We start from the raw sequence: 17,779 nt of genomic DNA, 5'->3' as shown, positions 1-17,779 counted from the left end.
TTGGGGTGTGCGATCGGGATGGTGCGGATCGAAGAGCGGCCCTCAACGACCTTTTGCCATCGCGTCGGGCGGACTTACTCGGTGGGTTCTCGGATGTCGGTGGCCTGAGGTCCAAATTTGCCACTCGGGTCAGGCGAAACGTCACTGCCAATCAGCACGCACGGTTTTGTCGCGCGCGAGCTGATTGGCATCGTGCTGGAGGAAGGAAGATAAAACGGCGTGATGCTCCATCCGGAGGCCCCGCGGGGAAGCTGGCTGAACCGGAGATGGGATCGGTGACGTTGTCGGCGTTTGATTTGTGGTCCCTATTCCATTGAATTTGCACCTTTACAGCCAGCCTGTGGGTGGGCAATGCTGTAGAAGCCTCGACGGACGGAAGCCGGACAAGACAACCTCGGATGCCGGAGAACAATCTACAAATTCAGAAGGTGAGAACCCTTGGATGAGATCCCGTTGCGCGTGAGAGATGCGATGGCTTCGAGCCCGCGTGGGTTGAGCCAAGCGACGATCGCCCGCGAGATCTGTATGAGCACCGACGCCTTAAGCCGTTCACTCAATGGTCAGCGGAATTTCAACGCGGGTGAACTCGCGAGACTTGCCAATCTATTGGAAGTTTCCCTGGGGTGGCTGATCACGGGTGATCCACATCCCGATAGCTTCGTGGATGAGTCGGCGGAACCGGTCCCTTGGCGCCGCGACCAAATCGCCGAGACTGTTGCCTTTCCTGCCGGAGCATACCGAGAGGTCGGTCTCACCACCGGTTCGGTTCCTCTAATTGATCCCGATATGGCGCCGGAAGCTGTTGCAGGGCTCGTTGCCAAAAAACTTGGCGAAAAACTCGATCACCCTTTCATTCAAGATCTTCCAGCTGCCATTGAAGAATGCTATGGCGTCGGTGTTTTCGTCTCGGCCGAAGGGCCCGAGTTCGATGCCCGGGCCATGCGTGTCAGAGACCTGACATACATAGTGGTGAGAGCCACCGGTGCTTGGTACCAGGCCAACTTGGTCCTGGCCCGCGAACTTGGAGAACTGCTGAGCGGCCGCCGATCCTTCATTGGCCAGCGAAGCCAACAACCTGACAACTGGGCCAATGATTTTGCGTTGGCCTTGTTGATGCCGGCCGAACGGTTACGCAACATCGACTGGGACCGGCAGACTCCCCGAGAGCTTGCTGAATTCCTTTGGGAGTCCGGAGTCTCAGCCAAGGCTCTTATGCGAAGGCTGGATGGTCTTGACATACCTAGGGGTCCGGCGTGGGTTCACGCCGACGAGGGAACCTTGCAGCTTTTGGTCTGGCAAGACCCCGACTGCCTGAGCCATCGCAGGGCATGGGCCTATCGTTCCCCGCGGATTCCCTCCGACCTCTTTAACTCACACCTGAAGGGAATGCGCGAAGGACGCGTCGACGGGACTTCGCTGGCCTGGATGTTGGATACTCCGCTTGCGGAGCTGTGATCTCTTGCTGGCGATTCACTCAGAACGGAACCGGGGCATATGTTCTTTGAACACGTTTCGGTCAACGCAAACAGGACGGCGCCTCGGCACGACGCAATGATTTCAGCATTGGTTTTTTCGCGGCGTTGTAGCAGCGAAGTTCCGAGCAATTGGCGGGGTCGAACGCTTGTCCTGAACCGTTCGTTCGATGGAGTGGGCGCTTCAAGCACGTGATAGCAGACGCGTGAAGGCGGTCGGCGATTGCGGTCCCCATAGGATCTGGTGCCCTCGGCTGTGCTGAGGGCATTCTTGGTGTGGCGTCCCATCCAGGCCGCCACGCGCGCCAAGCCCGTGGTGGTCGTAAGAAAGCTCTCCTGGACCAGGAGTTTCCCCGAAGGGCTGCTGGATCGCGTAGGCATGAGTCTCGGCGTGTGCATTCACGCCAACGACTAATCGATCATGAACCGCAACGATAGACAGTGCGGTGTCTCCTGCTAACTAGCGGACGTCGTGACCGGCGTCGGTGCAGGAGCGGATACTACGAGACACGCCTGTAAGCGGCCACAATCTATGAAGCCACCGTGACGGTCGAGGCGGCGTCGGCCCTTACGATCAGATGGAGTGATATCGGGAATGACACCCTGCAGGGTCAGTCCGTTCACGAGTCACACGGGGCCGGAGGAACCGACGCCACTCTGCCAGCTAGCCCCGGCTAGCCTCCGCCAATACGTATAGACAGTTCAACCGTTGCGATGATGGCCAACGACGCTCCAGCTTCGAGAAACTGGGTCATGAGCCCGATAGCCCGATCACGGCAAGATGGCTCTTGCGAGCTGCGCTGAGAATTCGACAAAAACGAAAGTAGTCAGCGCTTCCTGGCGAAACAGAAATACGTGGACAACAAGTAGCGCTTGTAGTCCACGTATTTCCTGAAGTAACCATTCCCACTTTGGTCAGGCCTTTTCATAACTAGTCAGCGAAGACGTCCTAGATTGCTGACGCGATCCAGATGACCAAGGCTATGACCACAAGAATGCCCACGATTGTCCAAATAAGGCTGCTTCCACGCATTTGACTTACCTCCGTTCTCTTCGTTGTTACTTCTCACCACCGGCTGGCGGAGCTGTGATCCCTTACCGACGGTTCATACGGAACGGAACCGAGATTCTTGTTCTGTCGACTGCTTTCGGTCGATTCAGTCACGAAGGCCTCAAACGCACGCCGCAATGATTGCGGCATTGGATTTGTTCATTGTGCGGTTCTTGCGTAGATCCGAGCCGATGGCGGGAGCGAACGCTTATCCCGGTAGGTCCCCTAACTTGCCATGGAGGCCGTGGCTTCGTCGAATACCGCGCTGAATCCTCCATGGTCGAAGCGGTTCCGTTGGATGTTTGCCCCGGTTCCCTGCTCCAGAATCCGCGAGAGCCCCGTGCTGACGTAGTCGTAATCCCCATTGCGTTCGAGATCGTGATGGATGAAGTCCATCAGCCTGCGCAGCATCTGGGCGGCGGAGGACTTAGTCCCGTCGAACGGGTCTAAGTTTTTGCCCCGCAGCCCGAATTTTGCCGCTTGCCATTGGGCCAGGTCGAGCGCTTCGGGCATGGGTGGGACTCTGGGCGGTGCGCCGTTGAGGCTCGAGTCCACCAACGACCTGATGATCAAGGCCAAGAGGATGGAGTTAGAGGCGTTCATTTGGGTGTCGGCCACCCGAACTTCGAGGGTGGGGTACTTGGTGGAAAGCCTCACCCCCCAGCTGATATGACCCGAATCCAAGACCACATCGGAGTCGAACATAAATTGCATCCTTCGTTCATAGTCCTGCGCATCGGCGAAGTATGGGGGGATTCCTTGGACCGCCCAGCGGCGGTAATGGATGTTTCTCCACGAAGCGAAGCCGGTGTCGTTTCCACGCCAATAGGGTGAATTCGAGCCGCACGCGGTGAGAACGGGGAGCCATCGACGCAGTCCGTTCAATGCAATGACGCCGGAATCGATATCTTCGATGCTCACGTGCACGTGCAGACCCGAGAGATAGTGCTCGGCGGCAATTCCCCCGCACAGGGAATTAATCGCATCGTACCTGTCGGCGCAGCTAACAATCGCAGGGGCTGTGGTGATGCGTGGCGGAGTTCCCAGCGCCAGTGCACGGAATCCCAGCTCGCTGGCCACCTGCGACAAGACAGAACGGTACGTTTGTGCCGCGATGAGTGCCTCGGCTCCGTTGGTGAAGATCTGGCTGTTGCTTTCAAGCTGGCATGCGAGGAATTCGCTGCTGGTGCTTGTGCCACCAACCGTGAGTGCAAGAAGTTCGGCTCGCGCTGAGGCCGGGGGAGCGCATGGCAACCCCGTACGCGGATCAATGATGAAGAATTCTTCCTCGATACCAAAAGTACGCATGGTGCGCACCTGCTTTCGTTTCGGGATTCCCGGTTCTACCGGGGATTATGTGGCCGGTTCGGCCTGTCGTCGAAGGGCGTCAACCTTTATCCGAAGGGAAAATTGGCGGTCCGTTTTCCGTGGCTTGTTCAAACTGTGGTGCCCTCATGATGGCGGGACGGCTATAAATGATTGAGTGATTCCACCCCGCTAGACTGCATCGTTCTTTTGAGCGCCGATTCCACGACGCGTCGATCCCTTGGCGGGTGGATCGTCCTGAAACCGTAGAAAGTCTCGCATTTGCCGCACCAAAATTCTAGTTCCCACACGGGCACCGCCATCCGAGGAGGGGCAAGCACCACTCGGACGAGTTCGAAGACCAACTAGTCGTCTGTTTGGCAGGGGTCACAGATAGGATGTGATCCCATCATGAAGGCCGCGGCGGTCGCCTCGTGCTTTTGCAGTGAACGCAATGGCGTGGCCAGCGGCTTGGTAATCGTGAATTGCTTATTTGTCATGATTTTGGTCCTGATCCCGGATCTTGTGCTTGATGGAATTCACCTGTTCGTGCTGCTTCGGGGTACACTTCGCCATATTTGGAGGGTGCGACATTGACAATCAATGGCCACTTTGTGAATGCGGCCTGCTTCGGAAATCGGTGACGACTTGATGTGGGCGAAACAACTTTGTGGCCGTTCTGTGAAACCGCTCGTCCCTCTCCTGGGCTAGCTGGCGGGCAGATCCATGGGCGCATGCACTGGTTATGAAAGTACGCGTGAAGTTCGGGCAACGTGTCGGATAGCTTCAGCGGTGCAATTACAATTGCGATTTCGCTGGGAGGCCAACAAGTTCGTTTGGTGGTAAGTCATCGGCTGTGGCCTCGCGAAGGCGTGATCTAGCCGGACTGTTCAGCCATGCCCGTTTGTCTCGTTGTGAGGCCCGCCAAATGGTTGAAAGTGCAGACGTACAGCGAACCGGATACAGGGCAGCGGACTTGCACAGTCTTGGTGGGGTCAACTGCCCTGCATTGGGCGCGGATGTCGCGAAGCGCGCAGCTAACGGCCGGTTACGTCCTTGGCCGCGTCCTTGAGATGCTCGCCGGCTTGCTTGACTTTCGCTGCGGCCTGGGCCTTGGCTCCTTCGGCCTGCAGCCGCTCGTTGTCGGTGGCGTCTCCGACCTTTTCTTTCACCTTGCCCGCAGCTTCTTGAGCCTTGTTGCTGATTTTGTCTCCGAGACCCATGGGTAAACTCCTTCAATCGGTTACTTGGGAAATGGATTGCCAATCCACGAATTTTCATATGTTCAAGAACTACGTGGCTGGCGGGTCGGCAACTGCGTTGCCAACATCTGGGATTGTGATCGGGTGGAATATTGACTTGTCCACCGGTCACTCGTTTGCTTGTCTACGGTCGTGATTCTGTGGGGTGGTCTGGACCGCTCAAGCGTCGTTGCGCGTTTTCTCGGGATCCAGCCATGGCCGAAACCTCGGGTCAGGATTGCACTTGAATTCAAGAGGAATCTGATTCGTCTCCGCGGTGGCGATCTGCGATGCTCCAGATTCGTCCAGCAAAAGGTCCGTGCTTGTGATCCATTTAGGCCCTAAGTGCACGTTGTGCTCTGGCGGTTTGGGTGTAGTGCTCCAAGTGGCATCTTTAAAGCTGGCATCTTTAAAGCGCTCACCGTGCATCCTATGGCCAGGGTCCAATCGGTATCGCGATTCACATCGTCGGGGCCCCGGCGTTCAATGACCAGCCTCGCGGATTGGGATACAGACGCGGAAACGTTTCATCAATGACCTACTTGGGATTGCGTGGCCCTTGATCTGGGTTTACATACTTTCGCAGGCGCGGGCGCCCTGACAGAAGATCTTCGCTGACCATACGGTCTCCCAAAACCAATGGTGCCGCTGGCGCAGGAGCATCGTCCGACCACTGTGGTTCTGGGGCCGACTCAGAACCACAGAGCTCCGATTCGGTCAGCGAATAGTAGCGATACAGGCGCTCCTCATCCTCGGCGCTGAGGTCCCCGTCCGGGTCGATCGAAGGGGCGTCCTTCACTTCATCCTTGGAGAACTTCACATACAACTCCCCGCCGGAAATTTCGGCGTCGTTCAGCGGCACGAAGTTCTCTGCCATGCCAAAGAGGCCAGTGTGCACGGTGGCGAAGCCGGGAGTGCCGGGCTGGTCGTCGAGATAGATTTGGCCAAGGGTTCCGACTTTCTTCCCGTCGGAACCGAAAACCTTCGCCTTGGCATTGCGGAGTTCGTGGAGCTCGTCATGATTCAGCATGTTGGTGCCCTTTCGAAAAGTTCGTTGGGTTTGCCGATTCGTCGATGTGATCGGAACATCGGCAAGCTGTGACCTACCCCCTAATCGGACCACTAGGTCTCTCGCCAAACAAGCTATCTGGGCCGTTTTGGCGGGAACCGAACCAACTGCGCTCATTTGGTATTGCGATTTTCCCAATTTTTCGACGGACGAATTCGGGCAGTCCTTGGGCGGGGCGATCCTGTTCTACCCATATACCAACCCGTTGTGGACCCCGATGTTCCTGCACGCGGCCTTCGTCGATACTGACGGGATGGGATCCCATGCGGCCATAGTGGCCCGCGAATAAGCATCTCCGGCGGCCATGGGAACACATTGCGGTAGTCGCCGACCCAGCTGAACGGAAAGTTTTAAGAAACAGTCTCGAAAGCAGGTTGCCTTCAGGCCATCAGCGCGACGAAGCCGAGGCCCAACGTGGCGACAACGGCCCACGAGCCGATCGCGGCGGCCAGGGCGCGGCCGGCGGTGGAGAAGATGTGGCGCAGGTCGACGGCGAAGCCGAGTCCGACAAGGGCCATGCCCAACAGTATTTCCTGCCCGGTTTTCGTGGCGTGCAGGACGGAATCCGGCATCCAGCCCGTGGACCGCAGCAGCACGCAGGCAATGAAGCCAAGCACAAAGATCGGAACCAGCGGTGGGCGTTCTCCCTCAAAGGGCATCGAGCCATCGGATGCGGTTGCCTGTCGGCGGCGGGCGGAAAGCGAGCCCAGCACCGAGATCGGTGCGAGCATCAGCACGCGCACCAACTTGACGACCACGGCCGCGGCAAGCGCCGTGAAACCGGCGCCCTGCGCGGTGGCGACCACCTGGCCGACATCGTGCACCGAGGCTCCGACCCAGCGGCCGAAGTCCAGTTCGTTGAGGTTCAGCCACGTGTTTGCCAGGGGCAGCACGGCGATCGCGAGCGTGCCGCACAACGTCACCAGGGCGACGGGGACGGGTGCGTCCTTGGATGTGCCGCGGGCATGGCTCATGGCGCCGATGGCGCTGGCCCCGCAAATCGCAAAGCCGCTGGCCAGCAGCACCGGCTGGTCCCCGGGGAGTTTCAGCGCCCGGGCGATCAGGTAGGTGCCGCCGAAGGATCCGGCCACCACCAAGGCAATCAGGCCGACGCCCTTCCAACCCAATCCCAGCACGTCGGAAACGGAAAGCTGGAAGCCAAGAAGCACGATGCCGGCCCGCATCAGCTGCTTGCCGCCCCAGTCCATGCCGGGTTCCAGGCTTAGCCGGGTCGCGGGCCGCAAGGTGTTACCGGCGATCGCGCCGAGCACCACGCACAGCGTGAGCATCGGGACCACCGGCAGCAGCTGGTGCCCGGCGAAGGCCGAGCCCAGCAGGGCCGCCGACACCACCAGACCCGGTGCCGCCCGCCGGTCCAGGCCGGGCAGCACCACCTCCAGCAGGTGTCGCGGGTTTTTTACCACGGCGAGGGTTCGTAGTCCTTGAGGAAGCAGCCGTAGAGGTCGATGCCGCGTTCGCCGTCGACGATCGGCTGGTAGACGCGCGCCGCGCCGTCGATCAGGTCAAGCGGGGCGTGCCAGCCCTCGGCGACCATGCGGACCTTGGAATCGTGCGGACGCTCGTCGGTGATCCACCCGGTGTCCACCGCGGACATGAGGATGCGGTCGGTGTTGAGCATTTCCTCCGCGCTGGTGCGGGTGAGCATGTTCAGCGAGGCCTTGGCCATGTTGGTGTGCGGGTGCCCTGCGCCCTTGTAGCGGCGGGAGAACTGGCCCTCCATGGCGGAGACGTTCACGATGTACTTGCGGTGCGCATCCGACGCGGCCAGCGCCGGGCGCAGGCGCGAGGCCAGCAGGAACGGGGCCGTGACGTTGCACAGCTGCACCTCGAGCATCTCCAGCGCATCGACGTCGCCCAGGATCTGCGTCCAGGAGTTCTCGGTGACGACGTCCGGGACCAGGCCGCCGGCATCGATCGCGGTGCCCGCGGCGATGCGCTCCAGGCTCGCCGAGCCGGCCGTCATGGCCAGGTCGGCGACGGCCTGCGCGTCGTAGGTGGCGTGGGGCGTCGGGACCAGCAGCGCCGAGTCCTCCAGGTGGAACGCGCTGGCCAGTGCCTTGGGGTGCTCCGAGGGGGGATTCGCCTCGCCCCAGACTTCCGGGCCGCCGTGCGCGAACTCGAGCTCGGCCGGCAGCGGCTGCGACTCGGATTCGATCAGGTGCAGGTAGGAGTTCGAGGTGCGGCGCACGGTCTGCGCGGCGTTGTTAATCAGGATGTCCAGCGGGCCCTCGGCGGCGATGCGGTCGGCCAGCGAGATGACCTGGGACGGGTCGCGCAGGTCGATGCCGACGATGCGCAGGCGGTGGATCCAGTCCGCGGAGTCCTCCAGTGCGGCAAAGCGGCGTGCGGCGTCGCGCGGGAAGCGCGTGGTGATGGTGGTGTGGGCACCGTCGCGCAGCAGGCGCAGGGCGATGTGCATGCCGATCTTGGCGCGACCGCCGGTGAGCAGCGCGCGCTTGCCGGTCAGGTCCGCGCGGGCGTCGCGGCGTTCGCGACCGGCGGCGGCGCACTCCGGGCACAGGTAGTGGTGGAAGGCATCGACCGTGGTGTAGCGCTGCTTGCAGATGTAGCAGCCGCGCGGCTTGATGTACTCGCCGGCGGTGTGCTCGTCGGTCAGCGTGCTCAAATCCAGGCCGAGCGTCTCGTCGTCCAGGCGCTGCGGGGAGCCGGTCGCCGTGCGTTCAACGACGGCGCGGTCGGCCGCATTGATGGCCGATCGCTTCTCGTTCTTGCGGTGGCGCTTGGCGGCCTTGAACATCTTGCCGGTTGCGCGGCGTACCGCGACGTGGCGCTCGTCCTCGGGCTCGAGCCGGTGCACCAGGCCCAGCACCTTGATGGCTGCCTCAAGCTCGGCTGCGGTAAAAAGTTCGTCGGTACCGGCCTGATCGGCCTCAGAAAAATTCTCAGTCATGTCGCTATCAAGTCTACCGGCAGGGGCAGCGGCGCATGAATGCGGGTGACGGAAGCCGGAAGGCCGCCCCCCGGTGTCCTTTCCTTCCGGGTTGCCGCGGAGCCGCGAGATGTCGTATCCGACGTCGGCCAGCAATTCGGCGACGTAGCCGTTGGCCATGACCCGCAGAAGCTGTTCGGGTTGGGCATCCGTCAGGCCTAACGGTTCCACGCCCACGGGCTGGTGTGACGCGTCCACATCCAGATTGATGCTGAGTGTCATCGAAGGGATGTCCAGACAGCGAGCCGGGAACGGTTGCTCCTTCTCCAACGGGCATTGGCCGGCCGGGGCCAATGTTTCGGGGGAGCGGCCATCCATCGATGGGTTGCGGATCGCCCTCCAGCGGCCGGAGCCCGGATCTTCCGGTTGCAACTTGCAAGTGTGAGGGCAGGGGTATCGGGCCCTCACACTCGACCGTTTCCGGGAAGAGCGAACCCTATCGCCGCTACGCGGTAGGGGTTTCCGTCATCTGCCGCGTAGCGGCGATGGTCGATCCAACCGCCTTGAGATAGTCGGACTTCATGCCCTCCGCGTAGGCGGCTTCCTCCGCCGAGCCCGGCTCGACGTCCGTGACGACGAGCGCGAAGCTGAAGCGGAGCCGGAGGTCGTCATCGTCGCCCTCGATCTCGTTGGTGATGGTGCCCAGGACGCTACCCGCAATCCGGGTAAATACAACGCGTTTTGGTTCCTGCAGGGTGATTCGTTCGGTGGACGCCTGGCCGCGCACCACGATGTCGCGATCGAACACGGTGTCGCTGATGCGGTCGGTGACGGTGCAGTCGCTCATTGCCGCCACGAAGGGCAGTGCATTGTTGGCCTTCATGACAAGGCCGTCCCAAAGCTGGGCTCTGGTGAGCGGAGTGTTGTCGTTGTTGTTCACGGGCAAGACATGGGAAACGTAGATCATGGCACCACCATAGACCGCCAAAATCATTTTGGACCAATTGGTCCAATTGGTGCTACATTTGCCTTTTGGACCAATCGGTCCGAAGCGGAAGACTCTTTCGCCACCCACCGAAACGACATCGCGGCGGGTGAATCACTGCCCGCTGTTTGAGGGGCAACGCGTACCCAAATCGGGCGATCCTGTCCGCGATTGGTACGGTGGATCGTCCGCGGCCGACCGGTCAACAACAACGAGGAGTAGCTCATATGGCACGCAAACCGGAGTTCGACCGGGACGCTGTTCTCGAGAACGCCATGAGGGCGTTCTGGGAGCGCGGATATGAAGCCACCTCGATGGCCGAACTCCTGACGGTCACGGGGCTGAGCAAGAGCAGCCTCTACGCTGCCTTCGGCGACAAGCACAAGCTGTTCGTTGCCGCCTACGACCTCTACCGTGCCCGCCAGGCCGAAAACCTCACCCGGATCCTGACCGAGCACACGGCGCCGAATGGAATCCGGGCGTTCTTCGAGGATATCGTCGGCGCCGGGACCGAAAGCTGGCAGCGCTTCGGGTGCATGAGCACCAACCAGGCGGCCGAACTGGCCCAGTCGGATACTGCCATATGCGCCCGGGTTGCCGAAGACCACCGAATACTCGAGGATGCCTTTACGGAACACCTCCGTGCCGGACAGCGCGTGGGGTCAGTGATCGCAACGGTCGACGCCCGTGCGGCAGCCAGCGCGCTGGTCACCGCGTTCTCCGGCTTCCAGCTCACCGTGCGCGCAGGCCTGGACCGCGCCCGGCTGAAACGGTCCCTGGCCTATCTCCTGGCCCCGCTTGAGGTGGCCGCCACCTGATCCCGATTCGCTCGCAAATCCAGCGCCATGGCGCACCCGACCACAAAGGACCCTGCCCATGATCGAATCGCCGGCGCAAGTCGCCACTGGCTTCGCCGAGGCATGGAACGCCGCCGACGCGGACGCCTTGGCGGACCTCTTTGCCGAGGATGCCGACTTCGTCAACGTTGTCGGCTTTTGGTGGAATACGCGTTCGCAGATCAAGCACAACCACGCCTACGGCTTCCGCCGAATATTTCCGCGGACCGTCATGACCCTGGACAAGGTCGCCGTCCGGGAGCTGGGGCCCGACGTTGCCGTCGTGCACGCAGCGTGGAGCCTCTCCGGACAGGTGGATCCATCCGGAGAACCTGCGGGGGACCGTTCAGGGGTTCTGAGCTTTACCCTCAGTCGCAGCGCCGATGGACGTTGGCTTGCCGTCAGTGCCCAGAACACCGACCGAGTCCCCGGCGCATAGACCTACGTCGCCGCCGGTGGAACCCTGACTCCGGCAACCTACGCGCGCCCCTCGTGAGCGGATAGTCATCAAAGACAATTGGCGATCATCGGGCACGCTATCGGTGAAGGCGGGACGGACGAGGGTGGAGCATGCCGCCTCGTCGTGCTCCGGCCGTAGGGCAAGCCCCCGCCGCAAGGTCTCACCAGCATGGTTAGACCCGAACGGAGAGCCGATCCCCGCGCCGGGGTTCCGCAAAACGAATACCAGGAGAAAACATGAAGCACGAAGGCAAGGCGCTTGCCGCCGACGAAACCGACACGAACCATCACCGAAGCCCCGGCGTCGCATCGGTGCACGTCCGAGCCATCCTCACATGGTGCGCAATCTTCCCCATGGTCGCTATTGGGATGACGGCCATGGGCTCGTTTGCCCAAGAATGGCACCCCGTCCTGCGCGCGCTCGTCCTCACGCTTGTTGTCGTCCCGATGGCGGTCTACGTGGTCGTACCGAGACTACTGCTCCTGCATGGCCGTTTGAGCCGTGCGGCTCATGATCGAAAGTTGCGTCGTGAGGACCAACGTGTGGTTCGCAAACCGCGACGGAGCACGTCCGGTTCGTAACCGGTCGGGGGTGGACCCGCAATCGGGGCCCGGCCTTCAGCAGCCGCAGTCTGGATTCGCGCTGGCCGAATACGGTTCTGCGACTCGGGTCCCCACCGCACTCAGCGCCGTTGCGAAGATCCCTGGGGTCACCTAAGGCGCGGGCGTGCCGATCGTCAGCCGTCTGATACGGGGCGGACTCCTCAAAACTAGCCCGATCATCGAGACCGTAACCAACGCAGCCGGCCTGCGATGGGGACTGAGTGCTCTAGTCATAGTGGGCGTGGTAACCATGCTTTTCGCCTCATCGCTCAAGGGCAGTCGCACGGCGACAAGGGGAGCTGACCTCACCCAGAAGATCTCATAGTTTTCATTGAGCATGTCGCCCAGCGCGCCATCATTTTGGTTTGCCGCCGAGATCTTCGCGGGCCGGTCGAACCGCCTCAAGGGTCTCTCGGAGCATGCGTCTGCGTTCTGCGAGGGGGCGCTCCCGCGTGGCAAGTTCAACTTCGTTGAGCACGGCGAACATGGAACTCACCAGTGCGCGGAAAATTACTCGAGTGTCGGCATCCGCCTGGTGCCTGACCGTCCAACGCGTCCAAAGGATTTCGCACAGTTCCTGCTGGGAGGCGTGGACGCGGGCGAAGTACTGCGCCAAAATCTGGGGCGCGGTCTCGGTGATCTTCCGAAAGAGTGCCTCGCGTTTCGCAACCGATTCTTGATCGAGGTTCTCCATGGCGCTCTCAAGGGCATGCCGCAGAGTCAACCAAGGCGCTTCGTCTGGGGGACGTGCTTCGATGGCATCGACGAGACCTCGAGTGTCGACTTCAAACCTCAGAAAGAGGACCTCGACCTTGGATGCAAAGTACCGAAAAAACGTTCGTTCCGATATTTCAGCTTCACGAGCGATGTTTTCCACGGTGGTGGCGTCATAACCGCGCGAAACGAAAAGATCCTCCGCTATCTCGCTTATTCGCTGGCGCATGGCCTGTCGCGAGACTTCCCTGAGGGTGCTTTTTGTCATTGCAGCAGTCTATCAACGTTTTATGACATATGATGTCAACAATGACAGCTTCTGACTAATCTGACAGTCACTGACAACAGGAGGCGATTGTGCAACTTTTCCACCCTTTGGTGATGGATTTCTGGCAAGGACCATTCGACGGAAAACGGGTGCATCACGGCGCTCATCTGAGCGTCATTCTCAACGAGGCGCTGGACGAATCCGAGCGGGTTACCGTGCTAAAGACTGCGGGTGACGGCCGGACGGCCGTGGCGATGCGCTCCGAAGTTGCCAATCGCTTCTCGGAAGTGTTCGCGTCAACCGCGAATTTGGATGAGGATTCACTCCTTGCTCGCTTTGTGGAAGAAGGCATCATCCTTCATGGTGCCGACAACATCTACTACTTGTCCGAAGACTCCCACGAACCGTTGCTCACTGAGCCCACTCCATCTGACATCCGTCAATTGGGCGACGAAGATGCAGCACAATTTGCGGAGTTTCAGGCAGGCGTCTCGGAACAAGACCTCGACGATGCACAAGTGGAACTCGATGACTGGGCCGTATTCGGTGTGATCGGCGCAAATGGTCGTATTCTAAGCGCCGGCAGCATGTATCCCTGGCAGCAAGACAGCAAACTTGCCGACATCGGTGTTCTGACACGTACGGATGAACGTGGCCGGGGCCATGCCCGCCGTTTGGTGCGGGCCATGTGCAGGCACGCGCTCAACCAGGGGTACGAACCGCAGTACCGATGCCAGCTGGATAACGTTGCCTCGAACATCCTCGCCTGCGCAGCGGGCCTCACCCTCTTCGGCCAATGGCAGATCGTGACCCCAGCGATTGAAACAGGTGGGTAGGAAGACTCCAGGCTGGGGCGACAACCAACGCAGCCGGGCTGCGCGGGGACCGGGCGCTCTAGTCATGGTGGGCGTGGCGATCATGCTTTCCGCGCCATCGCTCAAGATCAGCCGCACAGCGACAACGGATCCGACCTGACCGTGAAGATCTCAAGGTGGCCATTGACCATGTCGCCTGGCTTATCGACGATCCAGGGCCTTCGCGCGCCTTCACCGTACAAGAATTACGGGAAGCTCTACTTTCCTGTAATTCCGAACGCGCAACATGTAGACCAGGAATGGATTGCGTTCCGCCAAAGACGCTTAACCGGGGACACAACTAAATTGCTTCGTGCAGGCGTTGACGTGGCAAATGTCTGATCACAATAACCACTCTCACAATCTGACATGGTGGCCACTCATTGGCGCTCATGTCAACACCTCAGGAGACATACCGCATGATCCATGCCGTCCGCCTTGCCACTTCGTCGGACCTTGATTCCGCAGCAGTGGTCCTCGCCGCAGCATTTGACACATACCCATGGACACGATGGGCGCTCCCCGTAGACGGATACGCTGAACGCCTGGAAGAAGTCCAGCGACTCTATCTCGCCCACGCCCTCAACCACGGCATCGTAGTCGTGGATGAACAAATACGCGCAGTCGCCGCGTTCCTTCCCTCGGATGCCCCGGCACCCACCGAACACACGCAGCAACGGGTTGGCGAGCTGCACGGACCACGCCTCGCGGCACTCAATGGATTGTCGCTGCCTCAGGCTCCAGCAGGTTCGTGGACTCTTGAAACAGTCGGCGTCAATCCTTCCCTTCAAGGAGCTGGCCTCGGGACAGCCGTTGTGGCGGCAGGTCTGGCAAGAATAGACCAGCAAGGAGGTGCTGTCGCTCTCGAAACTTCGGATGCGCGAAACGTGCGCCTTTACCAACGCTTTGGGTTCACCACCGCCGCCACAACCACGGTTCAGGAAGGGCCCATCGTGTATTCCATGAACCGCGCCGCGCAGTCTCGGTAGCACTTTTACTTACGGTTCGGGATCAACCTCGGGCAGCGTATCCGCAGAGAACTAACTTGCAGCGTACGAAGAAGCCCGAATCAGGCAGCCTCAATCATTTGATGAGCACAACCGGACAGTGCCGGATCATCTATGCAAATGCCGGAGGGCTATCAGGATTGGTCGGGTGTGCAGCTTCCGCGCATAGGCCTCACCGAAACGCATTGGGCTTTCTCGAAACTATGGCCATGTTGCTTTCTGGCCGAGCCCCTCTCACATTGAAACGAAAAGTACACATGGCACGAGTCAACATCAGCAAAAAGCACCCCGACGTATACAAAAAAGTGGTCGAACTTAGCAAAGCCGCCGAAGAAGCTGCATTGGCGGCAGGCCTCGACCCAAGGCTCATTGAACTTGTCAAAATCCGGGTATCTCAGATGAACGCTTGCGCGTTCTGCTGCCGTCTGCACACGCGGGACGCACTCACCCTGGGCGAAACGGCCGACCGACTTGCGGTCCTTCCCGTGTGGTGGGAGTCGCAATATTTTTCGGGCATCGAGCAGGCCGCACTGGGCCTCGCGGAGGAAGCCACTCGCTTGCCAGGCCGCGCAGACAGGCAGTGGGATAGCGGTGCTCTCACGGAAGAGCAGGTCTCAGCGGTGACCTGGGTTGCGCTCGTCATGAACACTTGGAATCGCGTAGCGGTCCTCAGCGAGTATCCAGTCGCGCCCTAAGCTACGCGGCAGCTTTGGGCCGGTCAATCGTAGATCTGACCCTGCGCCGCCAGATGGGGCATACATGCCCGCGAGTGGTTTCCATGGTGGGACGCGCATTCACAGTACAGATGATTTTGAATTTCCAGTTCATCCGCCTTCGGAAAATGACAAGCATCGAGCTCCCTTATCATCGGCAACTAGTTGCGACTTTTAGCTCTGCAAAAAATGCGTCATTCAGCGTTTTAGGACCACAGGCGTAGTGCGGCGTCCTGCCACAAAATAGCGGCCCAGTTGTGGCATCTGAACTAACGCGATTACCACCATGGGAACCGGTCGGGAATCCCTTGTAGAGTTTTTAGGTCAAATGACCTAAAATAAGAATCATGAATGACAACCTAGAGCACCAACCTGATGGACCTGTGCTGATTGTTGGTGGATACGGAATCGTAGGAACGGCACTTACGGGGCTCGCTGCTCCTTCATGGCCACTTGTCCTCACGGGTAGAAATCCCGAGCGCGGAGATGCGCTGGCCAACGAGCACAACCTCGTTGTAAGGAAATGGGACCTTGATGACCCCACGCCGTTCTCGTCCCCGGCCCGGGCCGTCATCAGCACCGTCAACGATCCCGATGATCGTGTCCTTCGTGCCGCTGTCAGCGCAGGAATCCCTTACGTGGACATCACCCGCTGGACCAGCCGACTTACCAGGGCCGTCACTCAGGCAACATTGCTCAATCCGACAGCTCCAGTATTACTGACATCCGGATGGATGGGCGGGGTCATTAGCATCGTTGCGGCATCATTGGCTGAGGAGATAGGAGGTGCGCAACAGATAGACGTTGCCATCCGCTATGACACCAACGACAGCGCAGGTGCCGACTCCGTCGACTTTATCGATCGACTGGGACAGGACTTTGAAATCACGAAAGACGGCAAGCCCCAGATTGTTAGCCCCTTGAGCGATACGCGCTGGGTGGACATAGCCGGGAACCGCACCAAAGTTGCCCGGTTCGATACGCCGGAACAACTTACTCTCCCGATGACCCTCGGCGTGAAGACGGCAGCAACACGCATCGGATTCAGTTCCAATGCGTCAACCACGGCGCTCCTGGCGGCAAAGTCGGTTGGACTCTTTCGCTGGGGTCGCGGAAGTCGGTGGACACCCTTGCGGCGCTCCTTGCTGTACTCGCCGGGCAACGGCGGGTCGGCTCATGTCCGGGTCGATGTGCAGGGGAAGGGAGGTAAGCGCACTGCGGTGATTTCAGACCCCGCCGGGCAAGCCCACTTGACAGCGCTCGGCGGGCTCCTTGGCCTCCAAAATGTCCTCCACCCGAACGCACAACCGGGCGTCGGCTTCCCCGAGACCACAGCTCGTCTCGCCGAGGCCTGCGCGGCGCTCACAAGGCATGGTGTGACAATATTGAAATCATGACCGGAAACAAGGGAACCCTCAGACAAGCAGCGATCCTTGATGCTGCTGAGGAAGTACTCACGTCCAAAGGCAATGCGGGTTCAGCAATGCGGGATTTCGCGGCCGCTGCCGGGGTTCGCGTGGGGCACTTGCAGCACTATTTTCCCACCAGGGCTGACCTGATCCGGGCCGTTCTTGAACGGTCGCTCCAACGTTCACTTCAACGGCTAAACGATGTGGCCGGGTTCGGCGACACCGACGAGGTGGGCCCGGCCGTTCCCCTGACCAGGGAACACTCGCATCGCTTGATTACCGCGCTCTTGGCGGAGCACTCGGACATTGCCGGAATCCGCATGCACGTCGAGGTGTGGGCTATCGCTTCGTCAGATGCGCAAATTGCCCCGGCGGTCAGGTCCTTCTACGCCTGCTACGCCGCGCACGTGAGTGACCTTGTGCAGCACGCCAGACCAGAGCTCCCGGAGATGCACCGGAACGCACTGGCCGGCACCATTGTCAGTCTCTTCGAAGGGGCCGCCGTGACGCGGTCAGACATCGGGGGTCTCCGCACGGAGGACACCGATGCTGAATTGATCCGTACAGCACAGTGGCTTATCCATGGTCATTGAAACCAACTTGCCGGGCGCCGTCGGTGGTGTCGGTGGGTTTTCGTGTCGCCTTTACAGTCTACGACAAGCGGCCGTGGCTCGATGAGCGGGCATGAATGCGGTTTGGTCAATGATCCACGAACCTAAGACGCTGTAGTTGGACGACGCTGTATTCAAATGCGAGTCGGTTGAGCGGTGTAGCTCCCACAAAGAAAACCGGAACATCATTCGTTCGAAAGAAGAGGGCGGACCTCAGAGAATTTCAACATGGCATGCCGGAGGGTGTTCTCGGCCCGATGCTTCCGCACTG

Annotated in this window: 16 protein-coding genes; 9 read left to right on the top strand and 7 right to left on the bottom strand. The window is 60.2% G+C overall.

The window, feature by feature from the left end:
• Positions 1-438: 438 nt before the first annotated feature.
• Positions 439-1,455 carry a helix-turn-helix domain-containing protein gene (locus ACIQLF_RS06340; protein ID WP_400295758.1) on the top strand — a complete coding sequence of 339 codons (1,017 nt, stop codon included), beginning with the start codon at positions 439-441 and terminating at the stop codon, positions 1,453-1,455.
• A gap of 1,293 nt (positions 1,456-2,748) precedes the next feature.
• Here the strand turns inward: ACIQLF_RS06340 and ACIQLF_RS06335 are convergent.
• The 6 genes from ACIQLF_RS06335 to ACIQLF_RS06310 form a co-directional block, all read right to left on the bottom strand.
• Positions 2,749-3,831 carry a YbdK family carboxylate-amine ligase gene (locus tag ACIQLF_RS06335; protein ID WP_400295756.1) on the bottom strand — a complete coding sequence of 361 codons (1,083 nt, stop codon included), beginning with the start codon at positions 3,829-3,831 and terminating at the stop codon, positions 2,749-2,751.
• A gap of 1,034 nt (positions 3,832-4,865) precedes the next feature.
• Positions 4,866-5,051 (bottom strand): CsbD family protein, encoded by a 186-nt coding sequence (locus ACIQLF_RS06330; protein WP_400295754.1) that lies wholly within the window; start codon positions 5,049-5,051, stop codon positions 4,866-4,868.
• 556 nt (positions 5,052-5,607) lie between these two features.
• Complete coding sequence (locus ACIQLF_RS06325) at positions 5,608-6,099, bottom strand: PRC-barrel domain-containing protein (RefSeq protein ID WP_400295752.1); 492 nt, start codon at positions 6,097-6,099, stop codon at positions 5,608-5,610.
• Positions 6,100-6,518: 419 nt separating this feature from the next.
• The gene (locus ACIQLF_RS06320) at positions 6,519-7,562 is read right to left on the bottom strand and encodes a YeiH family protein (RefSeq protein WP_400295750.1); all 1,044 of its coding nucleotides are present in this window, start codon (positions 7,560-7,562) and stop codon (positions 6,519-6,521) included.
• On the bottom strand, positions 7,556-9,070 hold the full coding sequence (locus ACIQLF_RS06315; protein ID WP_400296388.1) for an SDR family NAD(P)-dependent oxidoreductase: 1,515 nt from the start codon (positions 9,068-9,070) through the stop codon (positions 7,556-7,558). Before ACIQLF_RS06315 ends, ACIQLF_RS06320 begins: the two co-directional genes overlap by 7 nt.
• A gap of 484 nt (positions 9,071-9,554) precedes the next feature.
• The gene (locus ACIQLF_RS06310; RefSeq protein WP_400295748.1) at positions 9,555-10,016 is read right to left on the bottom strand and encodes an SRPBCC family protein; all 462 of its coding nucleotides are present in this window, start codon (positions 10,014-10,016) and stop codon (positions 9,555-9,557) included.
• Positions 10,017-10,261: 245 nt separating this feature from the next.
• On the opposite strand from ACIQLF_RS06310, the gene ACIQLF_RS06305 reads away from it, so the two are divergent.
• The 3 genes from ACIQLF_RS06305 to ACIQLF_RS06295 all read left to right on the top strand — a co-directional run bounded on the left by ACIQLF_RS06305 (position 10,262) and on the right by ACIQLF_RS06295 (position 11,911).
• Positions 10,262-10,852 carry a TetR/AcrR family transcriptional regulator gene (locus ACIQLF_RS06305; RefSeq protein ID WP_400295745.1) on the top strand — a complete coding sequence of 197 codons (591 nt, stop codon included), beginning with the start codon at positions 10,262-10,264 and terminating at the stop codon, positions 10,850-10,852.
• 58 nt (positions 10,853-10,910) lie between these two features.
• A complete protein-coding gene (locus ACIQLF_RS06300) occupies positions 10,911-11,309 on the top strand; it encodes an SgcJ/EcaC family oxidoreductase (protein ID WP_400295742.1) in 399 nt (132 codons plus the stop codon).
• A 257-nt stretch (positions 11,310-11,566) separates the two neighbouring features.
• Complete coding sequence (locus ACIQLF_RS06295) at positions 11,567-11,911, top strand: hypothetical protein (RefSeq protein WP_400295740.1); 345 nt, start codon at positions 11,567-11,569, stop codon at positions 11,909-11,911.
• A 376-nt stretch (positions 11,912-12,287) separates the two neighbouring features.
• Here ACIQLF_RS06295 and ACIQLF_RS06290 read toward each other — a convergent pair whose 3' ends face one another.
• Positions 12,288-12,914, bottom strand: coding sequence for a TetR/AcrR family transcriptional regulator (locus ACIQLF_RS06290; RefSeq protein ID WP_400295738.1), 627 nt, complete (start codon positions 12,912-12,914; stop codon positions 12,288-12,290).
• 113 nt (positions 12,915-13,027) lie between these two features.
• Between ACIQLF_RS06290 and ACIQLF_RS06285 the strand changes: the two genes are divergently transcribed.
• From ACIQLF_RS06285 to ACIQLF_RS06265, 5 genes are all read left to right on the top strand, one after another.
• Positions 13,028-13,750 (top strand): GNAT family N-acetyltransferase, encoded by a 723-nt coding sequence (locus tag ACIQLF_RS06285; RefSeq protein WP_400295735.1) that lies wholly within the window; start codon positions 13,028-13,030, stop codon positions 13,748-13,750.
• 437 nt (positions 13,751-14,187) lie between these two features.
• Positions 14,188-14,757 carry a GNAT family N-acetyltransferase gene (locus tag ACIQLF_RS06280; protein WP_400295732.1) on the top strand — a complete coding sequence of 190 codons (570 nt, stop codon included), beginning with the start codon at positions 14,188-14,190 and terminating at the stop codon, positions 14,755-14,757.
• 227 nt (positions 14,758-14,984) lie between these two features.
• On the top strand, positions 14,985-15,470 hold the full coding sequence (locus ACIQLF_RS06275; RefSeq protein WP_400295729.1) for a carboxymuconolactone decarboxylase family protein: 486 nt from the start codon (positions 14,985-14,987) through the stop codon (positions 15,468-15,470).
• Between the two features lie 365 nt (positions 15,471-15,835).
• Positions 15,836-16,885 carry a saccharopine dehydrogenase family protein gene (locus tag ACIQLF_RS06270; protein ID WP_400295727.1) on the top strand — a complete coding sequence of 350 codons (1,050 nt, stop codon included), beginning with the start codon at positions 15,836-15,838 and terminating at the stop codon, positions 16,883-16,885.
• Positions 16,882-17,490 (top strand): TetR/AcrR family transcriptional regulator, encoded by a 609-nt coding sequence (locus tag ACIQLF_RS06265; RefSeq protein WP_400295724.1) that lies wholly within the window; start codon positions 16,882-16,884, stop codon positions 17,488-17,490. Before ACIQLF_RS06270 ends, ACIQLF_RS06265 begins: the two co-directional genes overlap by 4 nt.
• Positions 17,491-17,779 lie beyond the last annotated feature (289 nt).

Source organism: Paeniglutamicibacter sp. NPDC091659, from assembly GCF_044756805.1.
Classification (GTDB): Bacteria; Actinomycetota; Actinomycetes; order Actinomycetales; family Micrococcaceae; genus Paeniglutamicibacter.
Note: the sequence above shows the minus strand (reverse complement) of the source record. Positions and strands in the feature narration are given on the sequence as shown.

Excerpts from the sequence above, each read along its gene's own strand:
- ACIQLF_RS06335 (WP_400295756.1), bottom strand. The coding sequence starts at position 3,831 with ATGCGTACTTTTGGTATCGAGGAAGAATTCTTCATCATTGATCCGCGT.
- ACIQLF_RS06330 (WP_400295754.1), bottom strand. The coding sequence starts at position 5,051 with ATGGGTCTCGGAGACAAAATCAGCAACAAGGCTCAAGAAGCTGCGGGC.
- ACIQLF_RS06325 (WP_400295752.1), bottom strand. The coding sequence starts at position 6,099 with ATGCTGAATCATGACGAGCTCCACGAACTCCGCAATGCCAAGGCGAAG.
- ACIQLF_RS06315 (WP_400296388.1), bottom strand. The coding sequence starts at position 9,070 with ATGACTGAGAATTTTTCTGAGGCCGATCAGGCCGGTACCGACGAACTT.
- ACIQLF_RS06310 (WP_400295748.1), bottom strand. The coding sequence starts at position 10,016 with ATGATCTACGTTTCCCATGTCTTGCCCGTGAACAACAACGACAACACT.
- ACIQLF_RS06305 (WP_400295745.1), top strand. The coding sequence starts at position 10,262 with ATGGCACGCAAACCGGAGTTCGACCGGGACGCTGTTCTCGAGAACGCC.
- ACIQLF_RS06300 (WP_400295742.1), top strand. The coding sequence starts at position 10,911 with ATGATCGAATCGCCGGCGCAAGTCGCCACTGGCTTCGCCGAGGCATGG.
- ACIQLF_RS06295 (WP_400295740.1), top strand. The coding sequence starts at position 11,567 with ATGAAGCACGAAGGCAAGGCGCTTGCCGCCGACGAAACCGACACGAAC.
- ACIQLF_RS06290 (WP_400295738.1), bottom strand. The coding sequence starts at position 12,914 with ATGACAAAAAGCACCCTCAGGGAAGTCTCGCGACAGGCCATGCGCCAG.
- ACIQLF_RS06285 (WP_400295735.1), top strand. The coding sequence starts at position 13,028 with ATGGATTTCTGGCAAGGACCATTCGACGGAAAACGGGTGCATCACGGC.
- ACIQLF_RS06280 (WP_400295732.1), top strand. The coding sequence starts at position 14,188 with ATGATCCATGCCGTCCGCCTTGCCACTTCGTCGGACCTTGATTCCGCA.
- ACIQLF_RS06275 (WP_400295729.1), top strand. The coding sequence starts at position 14,985 with ATGTTGCTTTCTGGCCGAGCCCCTCTCACATTGAAACGAAAAGTACAC.
- ACIQLF_RS06270 (WP_400295727.1), top strand. The coding sequence starts at position 15,836 with ATGAATGACAACCTAGAGCACCAACCTGATGGACCTGTGCTGATTGTT.
- ACIQLF_RS06265 (WP_400295724.1), top strand. The coding sequence starts at position 16,882 with ATGACCGGAAACAAGGGAACCCTCAGACAAGCAGCGATCCTTGATGCT.